Raw genomic sequence first — 15,229 nt, forward strand, 5'->3', positions numbered from 1 at the left:
GTACAATGGAGCAAAGGCTTTCCCCTTTGTATATCGCTTTACTCTTATGCCTCCTGCTATCGCCACTGCAGAGTTGCAAGGAGGCCGAAGTGTACCAGAAGTCCGGTACTGTTGATCCCAAAAATGCGGGACATTACGTAGAGGGAGTAGACGGAGAGCGTAATCGCCTGACCTCTATCCGTTATTTACTTACCCCCGATGGCAAGGCCGAACAACATACCCTGGAACGGGATAGTCGTTGGTCGGATTATCAATTGGAAGCAATCCGAAGAGGACGTTGGTATAATGGGGATTCCACCCTCACAGTAATTCTGGAAAACGAAATGACGCCGGAGAAAAACCGGGATTCGGTATTACAATCCTATACTCAAAGGCTTCGACCCTCCGAGCGCGATAGTACCCTTATAGATACGCTTTGGGCCGCTCAGGAGGAAAGCGGTAAATTCCTTCGCCTGATCAGCCGCTTTTAATTTACTCCGGAGAATAATCCGATTAGCACGACGGCGGCAGCCAATAGCATTAGCCCTACAAAGGGTTTCCATAAAAATTTAAGCCAGTCTTTGTAGTTTAAACCACTCACCGCCAGGATGGCCATCAGGGCTCCATTGGTCGGCGTGATCATATCCATAAGTACGGCTCCATACTGATAGGCAAGAACAGTAATCTGCCGCGGGATGCCCACCAGGTCTGATAATGGTGACAGTATAGGCATGGTTAGGACGGCTTGCCCGGAATAACTCGGCACTGGTAAATGAAGAATCGCCTGGGAAAATAACATACCTACCACAGATAGACTTTTAGGCAGAGATTCCACCGGATAAAACAATCCCTGTACCAGGGTGTCAATAACCACAGCATCCTGAAGGATACGGGTGATGGCGCCGGCAAGGCCGATAATTATCCCGGCAAAAATCATTTCCTTAAACCCTTCAATAAAAACCGAACCGATTCGATTCAGGGACATTCCAGCGATAAAACCCGAAATAATCCCCAGTGCGAAAAAGCACCCCGATAATTGATTAAAGCCCCAATCCCATTTTAAAATTCCGATAGTAACCCAGACGAAAACTCCGGCTGTAAGGCCCAAAATGGTATATCCCCGGGCTCCCAAAGGTTCGCCACCGGACGTCATGGCAACTTTCTCCGCAGGGTATTTACGGGCCATATACAGCAAATAAAGGATCCAAAGTGTCAGCACCGCAAAGAGTGCCGCTGTTCGAAATCCGGCAGCCGACAATAGCGGTAAGCCAGCCTCCTTTTGAGCAATTAAAACGGCAAAGGGATTCAAGGGACTAAAGGCAGCCGCAATAATTGCCGTACCGAAACTCATCGCAATGGTCAGCGGAATTCGGTAACCCATGGATTTTCCGAACAAAAGGAGGATTGGCGTAAGCGCGATAACTTCCTCCTGCAGGCCTATAGTTGCCCCTGCTGTAGCAAATAACAGTGATAACAGGACAATAGCCAGAGATTCCCGGCCCTTTAGGCGTCGGACAAGGGCTTCCAGGCTTTGACCCAATACTCCGGTCTTTTCGATCAGATAAAAACAACCGCCGATTAGAAGTATCAAAACGATCACATCGGCACGGTCGATTATCCCTTTCGGAATAGCTACAAATAAATCGAGTAAATCCAGAGGCGCTGTTTCCTGATATTCAAAGGATCCGGGAACTACCGTTGTGCGCTCTGTTTCCGGATCAGTAATGCGCTGATAACTGCCTGAGGGGATAAGAAAGGTAAGTCCCCATGCCAGCAGAATAACGAGCAGCATGATGGAAAAAGCATTCGGAAATTTTTTCATCTGGGTTGGTTTGGTCGGCAAGTATAGGTTTGCTGTCCTAAAATTAGGGACTTACAGCAATTTACTACAAACTTCTTCCCAGGAATTCACACGTTCGAATGCAGTGGTGTTTACATTATGCGGTGAAGTGAATATGAGACTGCGACCTACAAAATGTTCCAAATTATGGCTGCGGTCGTCGATCAGTACGTCTCCACGCAGGATGTGTTTGTCCCCGCATAGTATTCGTTTGCTCCAGTGTATAAATGGAAAATATTCGTCGAGCCATTCGTGCTTTTCCTTTAGGGAATCGGGAAACTGCATGGCAGCTGAAGCGATATATACTTCGTACTTCTCAGATAGTTCCCGTAAAACCTCTTGGCTCCCAGCTATGGGATCGAGCTCCCTGAAAAATCCCGGCTCAAAGTAGTGCCTCCATATGGCCTCCCGGTGATCCGGTAATTGTTGCCATACCTCCCCACCCCGGCAAGCTTCCTTGGTCAGGTTCATATTGTAGCGTTCGTTCACACGTTTAATATGAGCGCCATAGGTATCGGCGATCACTTCATCCATATCCACAAATAGGGTCATAGTGCCAGCTTTTTGCGGCAAAGATCGGGAAATTTATACCAGGGGGAAAGGGAGGCTTCCCCTGGGGAAAAATGGTATTGTGAAAAATATGTATCTTGGATAGCGGTTCTTTTAACCACAACACCTAGCTATGAAAAAACTGATTTATCCTTTGATACTCCTTTTGATGTTCGCCTGTTCAGACGACGACGGAGGGGGAACTACCAATCCAAATATCGACCTGATGGTCGGAACATGGAACCTGACCCAACTTCAAATTAATCCGGCTCAGGATGTCAATGAAGATGGGAACACCACAACGAATGTGCTGGATGAGCTTCCCTGCATGAATGGGCAGATTACCTTCCGGGCCGATAATACCTGGAGCTTCCAGGGCACCGACCTGGTAATCACCACCATTACAGGAGGATTGTTTAAATTTTTCTGTGGCGATGCGCTTTCTGAAGGGGGCAACTGGGATGTCCAGGGCAATAACGTACGGTTGGTAAATAGCACGGGAGTCCTGACCCAATTTTCCCTGAACGCGAATGACCTGACTATTAGCAATATAATAGGAGAAACCCTTCCCGGTTTACAGGCGGAAGTTTACACCAAGCAATAGCCAATCTTTAGGTACACCTATTCGTTTAGGGTGAATTCACTTCCCATCTGGGTAGTGGAATCGGTTCCAACAAATACACTGAATACTCCAGGTTCGGCTTTCCATTCTCCTGAAGCCGTGTAAAATGCAAGATCTTCCTGACTTAGGCTAAATCTCAGTTCCCTGGTGGCGCCTGGATCTAATTCTACCAATTTAAAACCTTTTAGTTCTCTTACTGGTCTGGCACGAGAACCAAAATGATCTTTAACGTACAGCTGCACTACTTCTTTCCCAGTCACGTCTCCAGAATTTGTAATCTGAACCTTAACTTCCAGATTTTCGTCTTTGTTTATGCTAGTGGAAGACAGTTCGAAGTCGCTGTAGGTGAATGTGGTATAACTCAACCCATGTCCAAATGGATAGAGGGGCAAATTGCTTTCATCCATGTAATGCGCCCAGAATACCAGATTATTTCCGGGATTGGTTGGACGACCTGTTGAAAAACTGTTGTGGTATACCGGGATCTGACCCACGCGGCGTGGGAAGGTCATCGGAAGTTTTCCTGAAGGATTGTAATCCCCAAAAAGAACTTCTGCAATCGCATTTCCGCTCTCACTTCCAAGGTGCCATGCCTCTACTATGGCAGGAACATTGTCGGCCGCCCAGTTAATGGTTAGTGGTCGCCCGTTCATCAATACCAATACCATATTGGGGTTTACGGCGTATACTTTTTCGAGTAGTTCCTGTTGCAATCCAGGTAAGTCGAGTTCGGTGCGGCTTCGGCCTTCACCCGATTGAAATCCGTGCTCACCCAAGACCATTACAACAATATCCGATTCCTTTGCAAGAGCAACGGCATCATCCATACCGGTGCGGTCGGACTCGTTGATTTGGGTTTCAAAAACAAATAGCGGCTGACCCTGGGTTAGCTGGACTCCCTTTTGAAAATCCAGAACGTTACCTGAATAAGCGGACATCCCTTCTAAGACGGAAACCGCACTACCAGGTTCAGCGGTAAGTCTCCAACTCCCCAAAGGACTATCCTTCTCATCTGCCAGCGGGCCAATTAGGGCAATTCGCTTGCCGGATTTGGGTAAGGGAAGTAAGTTGCCTTCGTTTTTCAGCAGTACAATTGATTTTCTAGCCATGTCTCTGACAATAGCCAGGCGTCCTGGGTCATTGAGAACGGCTTTTTCCCGTGCCTCATCGCTATAGCGATAAGGGTCCTCAAATAGTCCAAGATCATACTTAACCCCGAGGATCCGACGTACCGCATCGTCGATCACTTCCTCCGTTAACTTTCCAGTACGTACAAGTTCGGCCAGCTCTTCCAGGTAAATGCGACTTTCCATATCCATATCAGAACCCGCCTGTGCCGCCAAGAGACCCGCCGTTGGCCGATCTTCAGCATACCCGTGATCTATCATTTCCCCTATCGAACCCCAATCAGAAACCACCATACCCTGGAATCCCCATTCTCCTTTCAGCAAATCCCGCTGAAGGAATTTATCGCCGGTTGCCGGTATTCCATTCAGGATATTAAATGAATTCATGAAGGTTGCAGCCCCGGCGTCCACAGCTGCCTTGAACGGTGGCAATACTACATTGTAAAGCGTGGAAAGTCCAATATCTGTAGTGTTGTAGTCTTTACCGCCCTCAGCGAATCCGTAGGCAGCAAAGTGTTTCACGCAGGCTGCGACGGTATGTAAGTCACTTAAATCATCACCTTGAAATCCGCGTACTCTGGCTTCTGCAATCTTACTCCCAAGATAAGGATCCTCCCCTCCACCTTCCATTACGCGTCCCCATCGCGGGTCTCTGGAAATGTCTACCATGGGAGCAAATGTCCAGTGAACTCCAACAGCCGCCGTTTCTTTTGCAGCCAGAGCAGCCGATGCGCGGATGGCTTCCAAATCCCAGCTTGCGGATTCGGCCAGTGGAATTGGACTGATAGTCCTTAGACCATGGATCACGTCCTGACCGAATATTAGTGGAATTCCCAGCCTCGATTCCTCTACGACGATTTCCTGTATCCTCCGGGTTTCCTTTGCGGTCGTGATATTTAGCATGGATCCCACCCGCCCATTGGCCAAGTCGTCATATTTCACTTCGGCATCACCTCCTTCGGGCACTGGTCCTGTTGCATCCCAAAATCCATTATATTGATTCATTTGGCCCACCTTTTCCTCAAGGGTCATCTCCTTGAGAAGGCTTTCGATAAAATCGTGTTTTGAAAGGTTTTCCACTTCTTGAGAAAGACTAAAATCCTGCGACAACCCAATAAAAGGCAGGTTTGCAAGGACGAGTAAAACAAAGGTTCTGAAGTCTACAAGATACTTGGAATTATCGGAATTTGAAGTAGAGGTAGCGCTCACAGCAGAAATCTTAAAAAAATGGGTATTTGGAAACACTGACGCCTCTTCAGTACCCATTACCGAAGAGGCGATAAATCAGCACTTGGCAGTATTTCTATATTATTCGACCAGGAATGGAATATTAGCCGTCGCCGAATGTCCATTACCATCAGTAGCGTAGACAAACAAGCGATATGGTCCGGGTTCCGGGGCTGTAAATTCCAGAGTTCCACCCGTCTGTCCAACAAATAATCCAGTTACGGCCTGAGGTCGTTCCTCGTAATCGCCTCCATCCCCAAGATCAGTGGCCTCTGGTAATACCTCCCAGCGATACGTCAGGGCATCCCTTTCGGGATCGGTTATTTCGGCAACCGCGTTGTAGGTAGTCCCTGCACTCAGCTTTACATTGTCATAGGCCGATTCTCCTTCTATGGTATAAGCTACAATCTGTGGCGTGCGATTCTCTGGCCAGGTTCCATTCCAGATTTTGTGCATCACGTCTACGGATTCCGTTTCCTGTCCGTCTTCTAAGAAGATCCCATACCAGGTTGGCGTGCGTTCTTGTTTATTACCCCAAAGGAATACATAGGAGCCGATGCATTGCATACTATCGGCTTCAATACCTCCCTGGTAACGTTTCATATAATTAGCGGCTTTTAGGGAACTGTGCTCTTCGATTGGCGCACCCCAGGATGTTTTCGGTACTTCCCAATGGCCAGTGGCCCCCCATTCGGTGACCATATACGCTCCATCCCAGCCAAATTCTTTCACCAATCGCGGGAGGTCAGGAAGATCCCCATACATCTGAACGGCCAACAGATCCAGATCTGGGCAACGTTCTTTTATATACGCGATTTCTTTCTGTGAGATCCCTGCCAGACTAGTGGTGGTCAGGTGATTTGGATCAACTTCGTGAATCATTTTGGAAATGTCGTTTACCGCATCCCATACTTTTGGATTCTCGTAGTGGAGATTGAGCTCATTCCCAATTCCCCAAATCAACAGGGCGGGGTGATCCTTTAGCGCAAGCACTTGCTGCTTAATTTCTTCGAGTTGTGCCTGTACGGCTTCCTCATCGTTATAGTCAAATCCGTGGCGTTCCCGGGCTACCTCGATGCCCATAGAAACCATCAGTCCATTGGCATAGGCCTCATCGAGGACTTCTTTCCCGGATTTTTGGCCGTTTTCGGTACGCCAGGTTCGGAAGGAGTTGGCATTATGGCTGGCCAATGCGGGGACATCCCCGAATTCGAGGCCTGCCCCTTTGATATAAAAGAGTTCTCCATTGACCTTCAATTGGAATTTCCCATTTTCTTCACTAAGGGTAACCTTAGCCGGTCCGGCCATTTCCTCTTCCGAGGAAGCATCGCTGTTTTCAGGAGCCTGCTTGCAGGACAAACCGAGCAGGATCACCAAAAGGAATAAACTGAAACGCTTCATAGCTTTTTTACGTTTTAATTGAATCTTATTTACGAATTAAGAGTTCTTCGACTTCCTCCAGGCTCCTGCCCTTGGTTTCTATCACAAATCGCTTCACAAATAGCAGGGCGAGGAGTGAAAGTCCGGCATAGATAGCAAAGGTTGCTGTCGGGCCCAGGTTAGAAAGTTCCCAGGGAAAAATCTGGGTTACTGAGAAACTCACCAGGGAATTGAAAAAGCCAACTACAGATATGGCAATTCCCTTAATTTTAGTCGGGAACACCTCCGATATCAATGTCCACATCACAGGTCCGAGGGATATTGCGAAAGCCGCTACATATAGGAGGATGGCAATCAGGACCAGGGTGGCATTGATTTGAATAAAATTGGTTATTTGGTTGCGTTTAAAGTCCAGAAACTGATCGGCAGTGAGCCGGCCTTCGATAGCTTCGAACAGGACTTTTTGTCCGTCGAATTCCTGTCCTTCCAATGCTGCGAGGGCCACCTGAGTTTCTGTGTTGCTGATTTTTGACAGGGATTCCTGATCAAAACGGTAGGTGGCATTATTAAAGGCAAGGGTGGCCATTAGCAGGGCAATCGTCATGGCCGAAGTACCAATAATCAACAGGGGCTTACGTCCCAATTTGTCGATCAGCCATATGGCTACCAGGGTAAAAACAAGGTTTGTCAGGCCTACTACGATGGCTTGCAAGAAAGAGGAATCCGTGCTTCCTCCTGCTTGTTCAAAGATGGTCGGAGCATAATAGAAAATAGCATTGATCCCTGTAATTTGTTGAAAAAAAGCAATCCCCAGGGCAATGATCATGATGGTTCCGTACTTACTTTGGAACAAATCCGCGAGACGCCCTTTGGAATCTTCCCGTTCCATACCCTTTTGAATTTCAACAATGGTGGCTTCGGCATAGGCCTCTCCCCCAATCTTGACCAAGATCTTACGGGCCAGTTCAATTTTATTGAGCTGCTGAATGAGCCAGCGGGGGCTTTTAGGAACCGTGAACAGTGCTAAAAAATAAATGATAGCCGGAATCGCCTCAACTCCCAGCATCCAGCGCCAGGCTTCGCCTTCAATATTCACCAAAAAGTAATTGGAGAAATAGGCAACCGAGATGCCAATAACAATATTCAGTTGATTAAAACTCACCAGGCTTCCCCGTAGTTTGGGGGGAGCAATTTCAGCAATGTAAATAGGGGCAATGAGGATGGCTCCACCAATACCCACACCACCGATAATACGGGCAATAATGAATTCCGTGTAGCCGGTTGCCAGGGCCGACCAGCTTGCGGAAACGGCAAAAAGTGCGGCCACAATGATCAATACGCTTTTACGTCCGAATCTATCGCTTAACGGGCCGGCCATTAAATTCCCCGCCATAGCACCAAAAATGACACAGCCTACGGCAAAACCAAGCATGGCGTCGGTCATTTCAAAATAGGTGGTAATCCCCTTGACAGCACCGGATATTACTGCACTGTCAAAACCCAGCAGAAAACCACCAAGGGCTACTACAAGGCTAATTAAAACGGTATACGACTTATTCATTTTGACTACCTGGGTAGTCCCGTTCGGTTGCTCGTTGGTCATTGTTTTTAGTTTGGTTTGGAAAAACACCTATCCAGTGAGAGGCAATTAGGCTTCCACAAAGTTCGGTAAAGGATTGACCAGGGCGCGTGGATTATCCGTTGCAATCCATAGTTCTCGGCGTTGCGATTAAGAAACGATCTCAGCGCTCAAGCCTGCTTGTAACAAGCGGGTACATCGCGGTTTAAGATCTGTGTATTCCCCGGTTTTGACCGTGCATTTCCCATTATAGTGAACAATAAGCGAACATTGCTCGGCTTGTTCCGGGCTGTGCTCGCATACATCGATAAGGGTTTGAATTACGTGGTCAAAGGTGTTGACCTCATCGTTAAAGAGGACAATTTCGCTGAGATTCTTCTGCTGCTCAGCTACGAGAAGTTCTTCCTGTAAGCGTTCCCTGGTACTCATATCCAAAGGGTTTGCTACGAATATAATAATTTTTTGTTCTCAGCTGCGGTGCGTTGACCTACTAAGTTCCAGCGCGCACCAGGCGCCCTGCTGCAGGGTATTCTCATGCTTAAGGCCAAGGGCAGTAGCGGCATCGGTTAAGTCTTGTATATCGGCGGGATAAAAACCGCTTAACAATAAGACCCCTCCGGGCTCTAAAGCCTTGGCATAACGCGGGAGTTGATCCAGGAGGATATTCTTATTAATATTCGCAAGGATAAGATCAAAGTGATCCTCTCCGATACTATCGGCTTCCCCCAGCCGGAATTCGATACTTTCCCCCTGGTTTCTGTCGGCATTTTCCCGGGCGTTTTCCACACTCCAGGCATCGATATCTATTCCAATAACCTGTTGTGCGCCCATCCGATGTGCAAGGATTCCAAGCACGCCGGTTCCGCAGCCCATATCCAGAACTCTTTTCCCGGAAACAGTCTTTTCCAGCAGGGCACTTAGCATGAGCCAGGTGGTTTCATGATGCCCGGTACCAAAACTCATTTTCGGGGCAATCACCAAATCATAGGTAACGGGCGGTTCAGGAGGATTGTGGAAGGGAGCCCGTACAACACATAAATCAGATACCTGAATGGGATGATAATCCGCTTCCCAAACGGCATTCCAATTTTGCACGGGGATGCGTTCCAGGGTGTAAGAGGCCTGCCAGGCATCGGACTTCCAATAGGGAATCTGCCGTAGCGACGCTTCGTCAAAATCAGCCTCCTTGATATAGGCTATCAGACCGGTTTCGGTATCCTCAAAGCTCTCAAAGCCCAGTTCGGCCAAGACAGCTGTAAAGATTCCAGCAGCCGGTTCCCGGGGTATGAGTTCAAGGGTACAGCCGATATACATGGCGTTAGGAAGCGGCTTCCACGATAGCCATAAAGTCGTCGGCCTTCAGGGAGGCACCTCCGATTAGTCCGCCATCGACATCGGGCTTGGAGAATATCTCCGCGGCATTTCCGGGCTTAACGCTTCCGCCATAAAGGACAGAACAGTTTGCTGCTATGTCATCCCCGTATTTCTCAGTGATTACGGCACGGATATGTGCATGCATTTCCTGAGCCTGTTCCGGACTGGCTGTTTCTCCGGTACCAATAGCCCAAACGGGTTCATAGGCCAGAATAATCTGTTTCCAGGCTTCGCCGGGAAGCGCGAACAGGGCATTTTTCAATTGTGCGCTTACCACTTCAAAATGCTTTCCGGACTTCCGCTCTTCCAATTCCTCCCCAAAGCAGAAAATTACTTCCATGCCCTGGGCAATGGCTTGGGCAACTTTTTTCGCCAGCAACGCATCGTCTTCCCCGAAATAGGCACGGCGTTCAGAATGTCCGAGAATTACAGCTTCCACCCCGATATCTTTGAGCATTGCTGCGGAAATTTCCCCGGTAAAGGCGCCGCTTTCTTCAAAATGCATGTTTTGTCCAACAACTTCGATTTTAGAATTTACCATCAGGCGCACCGCTTCGGCCAAATTCACAAAAGTGGGTGCGACCATGACCCGGGCCCCGGTGTCGGGCAGCATCCCGGATAATTCAGTGAGCAAACTGGCTGTTTCTGTCGCGGTTTTATTCATTTTCCAGTTACCGGCTACTATTTTCGTTCTCATAGTGGTTCTGCGATTTATTATTGTATTAATTATTTGGTACCTCCCATTAGCAAATCTCTCATTTCCTGAGCCTCCTCCAGGGTGTAATATTTTAATTCGTAGGCTTCTCCAAACATCCCTTTTACTTGTTCCTCCAGGGTTTGTTCAAAGCCCGCAGCTTTTCTGCGCTCATCGACCCCTTCCAAATCTTCAATGGGCCAAATCACATTGATTTCTTGCGGGCTTCCTATGCCAAAGGACATAGCCTGGGTACCATATCGTTGATGTAGACCCCGGTCCATCAGGGAACGATCCAACATCATTGCATACAAACGATAGGGTAATTCTCCAGTTTCTGCAGCTTCTTTAATGGCCGGGAGGAAATTGTCGATTCTGGTGGAATGCTGAATAACGTACCAGGCGGCCACTCCTGCCTTATCTCCGACCAGACTTTTACCCGGATAGCCACGCTCGGCAATCAAGGAATCGACAAAGTGTATGTTGGAGCTATCTATTTGCATCTGTTTTCCCCAATCCCCAAAATTGCCTGTACTGCGATACTTCTGATCCAGAACCAACACACTATCCAGGGCTTTTTTCAAGGGCAAATCATAGCGCTCTGCCTCCGTCAATTCTCTTAATTGCAGCTGGTCTAAATCATTGTAATGCAGTTTCTGAACAATAGTACCTGCTTCCAGCCGAACCACTCCGGGATTAGAGCGTACAATGGTCTTTAAGGTAGTCTGATCACTAAAATAGAAGGGGATATTCAGGTTGTATTCCTCCTTGATCGCGTCGACCTGAGCCTGAGAGGAAGCCGACATCCCGATAACGGAATACCCCAGGGAGGTTGCGGAATCGGCAATCCTGGCCAGGGAAGCAAAGGCCTCCCGATGGCTTCGGTCCAAATCATAAGAAATGATCATGAGCAGGTTTTTCCGGGCCAATAAGGCATCGGCGTAGTCGGTATCTCCCCGTTCCAAGGTAAAGTCGTGGATGGGCGGTTCGTAACCCGGTTCAATTTCGCGGGTTTCCGCCACCTCAATGAATTCCCCCTGGACTTCCGGAAAAGCCCCCAGTGTGGTAATTATTTTTTCCTCCCCATCGATTCGGAATTTCCAATCGTACTCAATAACGGGTTTGGGGGCATCCTCAGGAACGGACTTATCTTCCGGGATATTTGTCCCGATATGATACGCCCTGAAATCTATAGCAGGTAAATGATTCAGAACGTGATAGGCAAAACCGACGCAGGCCACCAAGGCGGCCGCTGTAATCCCCGACCGGAATGTTTTACCGCCCAATGGTTTCAGCAAATCCTTCCCCCAGAACAAGATCAGGATTAGCACGAGCAGCGCCACATCTTTATAAAAGGACTGCCAGGGAGTAAGTTTCAGGGCGTCCCCAAAGCAACCGCAATCGGTCACTTTGCCGGTAACAGCGGAATACAGGGTCAAAAAAGTAAAAAAGACGATCATCCCCAGTAAGATCCAGCGCGTCAATTTCAATCGAAATCCTACCAGGAGTGCCACTCCGAGCAGTACTTCCAGGATTACTACAAAAAGGGCTATCCCCAATGCGTGTGGTTCCAACCAGGGCAAATTCAGTACCGGCTCACTAAAGTATTCCTCGAGTTTAAAGGAAAAACCTACTGGATCGTTGAGCTTGATAAAGCCGCTGATAATAAAGAGTACGCCTACAACAATGCGTGAGAGATTGGTTATAAGCAGTTTCATGCCTCGCTTTCTTTTTCCTCCATTAGTATCAAGGCAAATACGGCGTAATTGATCATATCCCGGTAGTTGGCATCGACCCCTTCGCTCACCTCAACCTGTCCGTCATTGTCTTCGATCTGTTTGACCCGAAGTAGTTTTTGCAGTATGAGATCCGTAAGGGACGCCACGCGCATATCGCGCCAGGCCTCACCGTAATCGTGATTCTTAGCCTCCATCAGGGATTTGGTTTCCGCGGCCTCCTTATCGTAATGTTCCAGCGCTGCCTGCAAAGCCATATCCGGCATTTCACTAACTCCGAGTTCCAATTGGATCAGTGCCATAATGGAGTAATTGATAATCCCGATGAATTCACCATGCTCGCTTTCATCGATTTTGCGTTCCTGTTGCTCCTGCAAACTCCGGATGCGCTGCGCCTTGATATATATCTGATCTGTGAGTGATGGAAGGCGAAGAATACGCCAGGCGGCGCCGTAATCCTTCATTTTTCTACTGAAGAGGTCCCGGCATTGGGCGATTATCGTGTCGTAGGCCTCAGAGGTCTCCATGGTTCTACCTGCTTTTTGCGTAATTTACCAGCCATTTTGGCCGCTTTCAAAAGTACTGTTTTATGTCGACTATCAATTGCCTTGGAAAACTTATTGATCTGGAAATTCCCCGGGTCATGGGTATTCTTAATCTTACCCCGGATTCTTTTTATCCCGGAAGTCGGCACAACTCGGCTGGCAGTGCCCTGGAGCAAGCTGGCCAATTTATTTCCGAAGGGGCAGATTTCCTGGATATTGGCGGATACAGTTCGCGTCCCGGGGCTCAGGACATCTCCCAGCAGGAGGAGGCCGACCGGGTACTGCCGGCCATTGAAGCCATCACAAAAGCCCATCCGGAAGTTCCCATTTCCATTGATACTTTCAGAAGCTCAGTAGCCCGGCAGGCCCTGGAAGCCGGAGCTGCGCTGATCAACGATATCAGTGGAGCCGCTGCCTCCCCGGACATGTTGGAGTTGGCGGGCAAGAAGAACGTCCCCATAATTCTGATGCACATGCGGGGTACCCCGCGCAACATGCAACAACTAACCGATTATCAGGATTTAATCGGCGAAGTATTGCAATACTTTTCTGGTCTGTTGGACCGGGCAAAAAAAGCGGGAGTGAACGATTGTATTGTGGACCCTGGCTTCGGTTTTGCCAAAACCCGGGAGCAGAATTTTGAACTCCTCGCGAAGCTCGATCAATTAAAAATCCTCGGGGTTCCCGTCCTGGCCGGGGTGAGTCGGAAATCCATGATCTACAAAACCCTGGAGATAGCTCCCGAAGAAGCCCTGAACGGCACCACCGCATTACATATGGCAGCCCTGGAGCGCGGGGCCCGCATCCTCAGGGTCCACGATCCGCGGGAAGCTTCGCAGTGTATTCAACTTTGGAAGGAACTCGCCCGGTAAATCGGCCTTCCTTTCTTGTTAATTTTTCTACTTTTACAAAAAGCCACGCAGACTTGGAATTTCTGAATTTTCTGGACTTCGGTGTCACCGACCTCATCGATATACTCCTGGTGGCTATTCTGCTTTATTATTTCTACCGGCTGGTCCGCGGTACCGTGGCCATCAACATCTTTATCGGGATTGTCATTATCTGGGCTTTCTGGAAGCTGACCCAGTTGTTGGATATGCGGTTAACCAGTAGCATGGTCGGCGGCTTTATGCAAGTAGGGCTCATCGCATTGATCATTGTATTCCAGCAGGAAATTCGAAAGTTCCTCCTGCTGATCGGATCGACCAATTTTGCAAACAAGAGAAAATTTGTCAAGCATTTTCGCTTTCTCAAGCAGGAAGGGATATCCCTGGCCCTGGAGGTAGATGCCTTGCTCGCTGCCCTGCAACGCATGGGAAAAACCGGGACCGGTGCCATTTTGGTTATCGAGCGGAATACCTCCCTGGATTTTATTCGTTCCAGCGGGGATGAAATGCATATAGAGCTCAACCAGCCTATCCTGGAGAGTATATTTTACAAAAACAGCCCCCTGCACGATGGTGCTGCAATTATAAAAGGCAATACCATTGTGGCCACACGGGTAATCCTTCCGGTTTCCCAGGAACGGTCCATCCCTGCCCGTTTTGGACTGCGGCACCGGGCCGCTGTCGGGATAACAGAACGCACCGATGCCCTGGCGCTGGTAGTTAGTGAAGAAACCGGGCTGGTATCCTATATCAAAGACGGAGAGTTTATCTTATACAAAGACCTGGAAGAACTGGGTAAGATGATACGAAAGGACTTGAGTTAAATCCAGATAGCCAACTAAAACCAACCTGGCATGAACTGCAAAAACTGCAACGACTATATCCAGCACGAGTATCGTTTTTGCCCGAACTGTGGGGCTAAAACCGAAGTACGCAGGGTTACCTTCAAGACCCTGATCAAAGACTTTTTAGATCGTGTATTTGACCTTGATAATTCGCTGTTTCGCACCATCAAAGGGATGATACTCCGCCCAGAAGCGGTTATCGACGGGTATCTGTCCGGATTGCGGAAACGCTATCTTAATCCTGTAAGCGTTCTGGGAATTTCCCTTACCCTGGCTGGTCTAATGATTTTTGTGATGCAGAAAATGTACGGAGGAGAAATCGATTTTACCGGAGGTGCTCAGAACGTAAACCCGGAGTTTTCCCGCAAATGGGGGGATATTATGTTCGATTTCAATGCGGTCTTCTATGTCATGAACATCCCTATTCTGGCCCTCCCTGCATTTTTCTTATTCAATAGAAGAAAGTACAACCTGGCCGAGCACCATGTAGCACTGATTTACTGCCTGTCTACATACAGCATCATTTCCTTCCCTATTTCCATGGTTTTACTAATCACTGGCCCGGATACGTACCTGGCCAGCAGCCAGTGGTCTCTTGCCGTGATGATGATTTTTACGCTTTATATCTATTGGAGATTAAACCGATATAAAGCCTTTTCATTTATCTGGAGGTCGTTACTCTATATACTACTTGTGGTGATCCTATTCTTTATGCTGATCATAGGTTTGTTGATCCTGCTAATAGTAACCGATTATTTTTCCCTGGAGGATTTCCGACCGGTGGAACCCGCTGCGGAATCGGCACTACTCTGGATAGGGGAAATGAGTATGATGCTCGCCTAGGT

At 48.3% G+C, this 15,229-nt stretch carries 15 protein-coding genes; 5 read left to right on the plus strand and 10 right to left on the minus strand.

Going from position 1 to position 15,229, the window contains the following annotated elements; translation table 11 throughout:
- Positions 1–5: 5 nt before the first annotated feature.
- Entirely contained in the window at positions 6–470 is a 465-nt protein-coding gene (locus BM318_RS12865) for a hypothetical protein (protein WP_092982987.1), read from the plus strand.
- Here the strand turns inward: BM318_RS12865 and BM318_RS12870 are convergent.
- Positions 467–1,801, minus strand: a complete 1,335-nt coding sequence (locus tag BM318_RS12870) for a YfcC family protein (RefSeq protein ID WP_092983538.1) — start codon at positions 1,799–1,801, stop codon at positions 467–469. The two genes, BM318_RS12865 and BM318_RS12870, sit on opposite strands and share 4 nt — an antisense overlap.
- Before the next feature lie 51 nt (positions 1,802–1,852).
- Entirely contained in the window at positions 1,853–2,371 is a 519-nt protein-coding gene (locus BM318_RS12875; protein WP_092982988.1) for a 5' nucleotidase, NT5C type, read from the minus strand.
- Between the two features lie 130 nt (positions 2,372–2,501).
- On the opposite strand from BM318_RS12875, the gene BM318_RS12880 reads away from it, so the two are divergent.
- Positions 2,502–2,972 (plus strand): lipocalin family protein, encoded by a 471-nt coding sequence (locus tag BM318_RS12880; RefSeq protein ID WP_092982989.1) that lies wholly within the window; start codon positions 2,502–2,504, stop codon positions 2,970–2,972.
- 17 nt (positions 2,973–2,989) lie between these two features.
- On the opposite strand, the gene bglX is transcribed toward BM318_RS12880, so the two are convergent.
- The 8 genes from bglX to BM318_RS12920 form a co-directional block, all read right to left on the minus strand.
- Positions 2,990–5,383 (minus strand): beta-glucosidase BglX, encoded by a 2,394-nt coding sequence (gene bglX / locus BM318_RS12885; protein WP_092982990.1) that lies wholly within the window; start codon positions 5,381–5,383, stop codon positions 2,990–2,992.
- Between the two features lie 42 nt (positions 5,384–5,425).
- Positions 5,426–6,745, minus strand: coding sequence for a glycoside hydrolase family 2 TIM barrel-domain containing protein (locus tag BM318_RS12890; RefSeq protein WP_092982991.1), 1,320 nt, complete (start codon positions 6,743–6,745; stop codon positions 5,426–5,428).
- A gap of 25 nt (positions 6,746–6,770) precedes the next feature.
- On the minus strand, positions 6,771–8,327 hold the full coding sequence (locus BM318_RS12895; RefSeq protein ID WP_092982992.1) for a sugar porter family MFS transporter: 1,557 nt from the start codon (positions 8,325–8,327) through the stop codon (positions 6,771–6,773).
- Between the two features lie 126 nt (positions 8,328–8,453).
- Positions 8,454–8,732 (minus strand): ATP-dependent Clp protease adaptor ClpS, encoded by a 279-nt coding sequence (locus tag BM318_RS12900; protein ID WP_092982993.1) that lies wholly within the window; start codon positions 8,730–8,732, stop codon positions 8,454–8,456.
- A 39-nt stretch (positions 8,733–8,771) separates the two neighbouring features.
- On the minus strand, positions 8,772–9,617 hold the full coding sequence (prmA, locus tag BM318_RS12905; protein ID WP_092982994.1) for a 50S ribosomal protein L11 methyltransferase: 846 nt from the start codon (positions 9,615–9,617) through the stop codon (positions 8,772–8,774).
- Between the two features lie 4 nt (positions 9,618–9,621).
- Positions 9,622–10,374, minus strand: a complete 753-nt coding sequence (gene tpiA / locus BM318_RS12910; protein ID WP_092982995.1) for a triose-phosphate isomerase — start codon at positions 10,372–10,374, stop codon at positions 9,622–9,624.
- Positions 10,375–10,403: 29 nt separating this feature from the next.
- Positions 10,404–12,089, minus strand: a complete 1,686-nt coding sequence (locus BM318_RS12915; RefSeq protein WP_092982996.1) for a BT_3928 family protein — start codon at positions 12,087–12,089, stop codon at positions 10,404–10,406.
- The gene (locus BM318_RS12920; RefSeq protein ID WP_092982997.1) at positions 12,086–12,634 is read right to left on the minus strand and encodes a DUF1599 domain-containing protein; all 549 of its coding nucleotides are present in this window, start codon (positions 12,632–12,634) and stop codon (positions 12,086–12,088) included. The genes BM318_RS12915 and BM318_RS12920 overlap by 4 nt, the downstream gene beginning before the upstream one ends.
- A 62-nt stretch (positions 12,635–12,696) precedes the next feature.
- Between BM318_RS12920 and folP the strand changes: the two genes are divergently transcribed.
- From folP to BM318_RS12935, 3 genes are read left to right on the plus strand one after another with little or no spacing between them, the layout of a single operon-like run.
- On the plus strand, positions 12,697–13,524 hold the full coding sequence (folP, locus tag BM318_RS12925; RefSeq protein ID WP_092982998.1) for a dihydropteroate synthase: 828 nt from the start codon (positions 12,697–12,699) through the stop codon (positions 13,522–13,524).
- Positions 13,525–13,577: 53 nt separating this feature from the next.
- Entirely contained in the window at positions 13,578–14,363 is a 786-nt protein-coding gene (locus BM318_RS12930) for a diadenylate cyclase (protein WP_092983539.1), read from the plus strand.
- 30 nt (positions 14,364–14,393) lie between these two features.
- On the plus strand, positions 14,394–15,227 hold the full coding sequence (locus BM318_RS12935; RefSeq protein WP_092982999.1) for a DUF3667 domain-containing protein: 834 nt from the start codon (positions 14,394–14,396) through the stop codon (positions 15,225–15,227).
- Positions 15,228–15,229 lie beyond the last annotated feature (2 nt).

Origin of the sequence: Robiginitalea myxolifaciens (assembly GCF_900115205.1) — a bacterium.
Taxonomy (GTDB): Bacteria; Bacteroidota; Bacteroidia; order Flavobacteriales; family Flavobacteriaceae; genus Robiginitalea; species Robiginitalea myxolifaciens.

Bases quoted from the DNA above. Each gene is read 5' to 3' on its own strand.
- BM318_RS12890 (WP_092982991.1), bottom strand. From the start codon at position 6,745: ATGAAGCGTTTCAGTTTATTCCTTTTGGTGATCCTGCTCGGTTTGTCC.
- tpiA (WP_092982995.1), bottom strand. From the start codon at position 10,374: ATGAGAACGAAAATAGTAGCCGGTAACTGGAAAATGAATAAAACCGCG.
- BM318_RS12865 (WP_092982987.1), top strand. From the start codon at position 6: ATGGAGCAAAGGCTTTCCCCTTTGTATATCGCTTTACTCTTATGCCTC.
- BM318_RS12880 (WP_092982989.1), top strand. From the start codon at position 2,502: ATGAAAAAACTGATTTATCCTTTGATACTCCTTTTGATGTTCGCCTGT.
- BM318_RS12870 (WP_092983538.1), bottom strand. From the start codon at position 1,801: ATGAAAAAATTTCCGAATGCTTTTTCCATCATGCTGCTCGTTATTCTG.
- bglX (WP_092982990.1), bottom strand. From the start codon at position 5,383: ATGGGTACTGAAGAGGCGTCAGTGTTTCCAAATACCCATTTTTTTAAG.
- BM318_RS12900 (WP_092982993.1), bottom strand. From the start codon at position 8,732: ATGAGTACCAGGGAACGCTTACAGGAAGAACTTCTCGTAGCTGAGCAG.
- BM318_RS12915 (WP_092982996.1), bottom strand. From the start codon at position 12,089: ATGAAACTGCTTATAACCAATCTCTCACGCATTGTTGTAGGCGTACTC.
- prmA (WP_092982994.1), bottom strand. From the start codon at position 9,617: ATGTATATCGGCTGTACCCTTGAACTCATACCCCGGGAACCGGCTGCT.
- BM318_RS12875 (WP_092982988.1), bottom strand. From the start codon at position 2,371: ATGACCCTATTTGTGGATATGGATGAAGTGATCGCCGATACCTATGGC.
- BM318_RS12895 (WP_092982992.1), bottom strand. From the start codon at position 8,327: ATGACCAACGAGCAACCGAACGGGACTACCCAGGTAGTCAAAATGAAT.
- BM318_RS12935 (WP_092982999.1), top strand. From the start codon at position 14,394: ATGAACTGCAAAAACTGCAACGACTATATCCAGCACGAGTATCGTTTT.
- folP (WP_092982998.1), top strand. From the start codon at position 12,697: ATGTCGACTATCAATTGCCTTGGAAAACTTATTGATCTGGAAATTCCC.
- BM318_RS12920 (WP_092982997.1), bottom strand. From the start codon at position 12,634: ATGGAGACCTCTGAGGCCTACGACACGATAATCGCCCAATGCCGGGAC.